The following is a 3,043-nucleotide window of genomic DNA, read 5'->3' as shown; positions in this document are numbered from 1 at the left end:
GATGCGGCGACCTTCCGCAAGGTGTTGGGCGCGATCGATGTGCTGTTGCATCACGACCACAAAGAGAAATATCTCGGCATCGTCTATGTGGATGATTTTGAATATCCGCAACTGATCAAGATTTACGATCCCAACAATTTGGGAGCGTCTTGTGGCAGCAGCGGAAAAGTGGTTCCGGCTGGCTGGATACTCTCCCGGGACCCCCCCGAACCTTTGGGGGAGTTTGTGGTGCCCGAAGGCCGCAAGCGCTGGTGGCGGGAAATTTTCCAAAACTGATTGGGTTGGCATTATCGCCCGGCCTTTTGTACCCTTGGGCGAACCAACCATCAGGAACACCCATGGAAGCTGACCTCAAGCCCCTGGAATTCGAGGGCATCCGCCGGTTGCTCGAAAAACTCTGCGCGACGCCCTTTGGGGCCGATGCGGCGCGCAATCTTGCACCCGCCCCCACACCGGCTGTCGCCCGCCAGTTGCAGGCGGCCATTACCGCCGCCCGCTTTGGTCTGGAGTCGGGCGAGGGGCCGATCCTCCCGGAGCTGCCGGATGTGCGAGCCGCCATCCGCCAGGTGGCCTCTCCCGGTGCTGCGCTGGCAGGCACCGCCTTTCGTAATCTCGCGCTGGTGCTGCGTGTCGGTGCGCAGTTGCGTCCTTATGTGGAGAAGCGCCCCGCGCTTTTGCCCGCCGGACCGGAGCATCTGGACGCGGCAGCGGACCTGCTGCCGCGGATTGACGCCGTTCTCATGCCCAACGGCAGTATGCGCGAAGATGGTAATGATACCCTGCGTCAGTTGCATGGTGAGCTGAAGAAGGAGCGCGAGCAGATTCAGAAAACCCTGCAGGGGCATCTGCGTGCGCCGGGAGCGAAGGTCCACTGGTCCGGCCAGCGCGCCTGCGTGCATTTGCCCGATGGGGCAGTGGACAATATTCGCGGTGTGCGGCGCGGCACAGGTCCGGGTGGGCACGGCACTCTGGTTGAGCCGATGGAGATGGTGGCGGGCAATAACCATCTGGAAAAGCTCGCTGGCCGTATCGATCAGGAAAACCAGGCCATCCTTCGCGCCCTCAGTGATGCCGCGCGCGCGCGTCTGAACGGCCTGCAGCATCTGGTGGAGTCACTCACCTGGCTGGATCTGGCCATCGCGGGTGCGCAACTGTCCATCCATCTGCACGGCAAAGCGGCGGAGATGGTGGATGAGCCGGTGCTGGTACTGGAAGAGGCATATCACCCGCAACTGCTCCTCGCCTATGCGGAGAAGCGAGGTCCGCAGCCCAAACCGCTCTCCGTGCATATTGATGCCGAGTGCCCGATTCTGGTGGTGACCGGACCAAACACCGGTGGTAAGAGTGTCTCGCTGAAGACGGTTGGATTGCTCACGGTGATGGCCCATTGCGGCTTGCATATCCCGGTAAACGGGCGCGCCGTGGTCGGTAACTTTACCCGTATTTTTGTCGACATGGGTGACCCGCAGAGTGTAGCCTTTGCGTTGTCCACCTATTCTGGGCATGTAGAGGTCCTCAAAAGACTGCTCGCGGAAGCCGATGACCACACGCTGATCCTGCTGGATGAGCTGGGTACCGGCACCGACCCGGAAGAGGGGGCGGCGCTGGCGATGGCGGTGCTCGATCATCTGGCGGGACGCGGGGTGCGGGGTATGGTGACCACCCATCTCACACCGCTCAAGGCCTTTGCTGATACCCACTCCTGCCTGCGTAACGCCTCCATGCGCTTTGATCAGGAGCGGCTGGAACCCACCTATGAGCTGCAGATCGGGGTGCCGGGGCGTTCCATGGGGCTGGTCATCGCGGCTCGGCGAGGGCTGCCCGAGGAGCTGGTCAGCAAGGCACGGGGTTATCTGGAGTCCCTGCACAGCCACTAGGCCAGAAAGCTGGGTGCCGCGGTGTACCATAGATGACGATCCATATGTGCCAAGGCATTTTTATTTGACCTCGCCACAAAAAATGTCTAGCTTTCTGCGCTGATACTTTATTCCCTGAGGAGTACGACGATGACGTCCCCGACGACTACGCAAGATCGCCCAAGTCCCGAGCTGGAAACAGAAGAGCTGACGGGTGCGGGGATTGTAGTCCGTGCGTTGCGTGATGAAGGTGTAGAATATGTTTTCGGCTATCCGGGCGGCGCTGTGCTCTACATTTACGACGAGCTGGCGCAGCAGGATGCCGTCAGGCACATCCTCGTGCGCCATGAGCAAGCAGCGGTGCATGCAGCGGATGCCTATTCCCGGGTCACCGGCAAGGTGGGTGTGGCGCTGGTCACCAGCGGGCCGGGTGCCACCAATGCGGTGACCGGTATTGCCACGGCGTATATGGACTCGGTGCCCATGGTGGTGATCACCGGGCAGGTGCCCGTTGCGCTCATCGGCAATGACGCCTTTCAGGAAGTGGATACGGTAGGTATTACGCGCCCCTGTACGAAGCATAATTTTTTGGTGAAGGATGTCCGCGATCTGGCGAGCACCCTGAAGACGGCTTTTTATCTGGCGGCGACGGGGCGGCCCGGACCGGTGCTGGTAGACATCCCCAAGGACATTACCAGCCACAAAACCCATTATCACTACCCGGAAAAAATCAGTCTGCGCTCCTACAAACCGACGGTGAAAGGCCATCCTGGGCAGGTGCGTAAAGCCATGCAACTCATTACCAGTGCGCAGCGGCCGATGTTCTATACCGGCGGCGGTATTGTCCTCGGTAACGCCTCCGCGGAATTGCGCAAACTGGTGCGCACGCTGGGCGCACCCATTACCCATACCCTCATGGGACTGGGCGCTTATCCGGCATCGGATCGCCAGTTCCTTGGAATGCTGGGCATGCACGGCACCTATGAAGCCAATATGGCGGTGCAGCACTGTGACGTGCTGGTGGCCCTGGGGGCGCGTTTTGACGACCGCGTCACGGGTAACCTCGCCAAATTTGCGCCACACGCGCGGATTGTGCATGTGGACGTCGATCCGTCCTCCATCTCCAAGAATGTGCGGGTGGATGTGCCTGTCGTCGGCGATTTGCAGCAGGTACTGCTGGAGATGAA

2 protein-coding genes and 1 pseudogene are annotated in these 3,043 nt (G+C 60.7%); all 3 read left to right on the top strand.

The window, feature by feature from the left end; genetic code table 11:
- A pseudogene (locus tag AC2VNK_RS09570) lies at nt 1-276 on the top strand (hypothetical protein); the annotation flags it as partial.
- Between the two features lie 62 nt (nt 277-338).
- A complete protein-coding gene (locus AC2VNK_RS09565) occupies nt 339-1,877 on the top strand; it encodes an endonuclease MutS2 (RefSeq protein ID WP_486883584.1) in 1,539 nt (512 codons plus the stop codon).
- A gap of 129 nt (nt 1,878-2,006) precedes the next feature.
- A partial coding sequence (locus AC2VNK_RS09560; protein WP_486883583.1) for a thiamine pyrophosphate-binding protein occupies nt 2,007-3,043 on the top strand: 1,037 nt, incomplete at its 3' end.

This window comes from Acidithiobacillus sp. TH-A35 (assembly GCF_057473505.1).
This window is presented reverse-complemented; position numbering and strand designations above follow the sequence as displayed.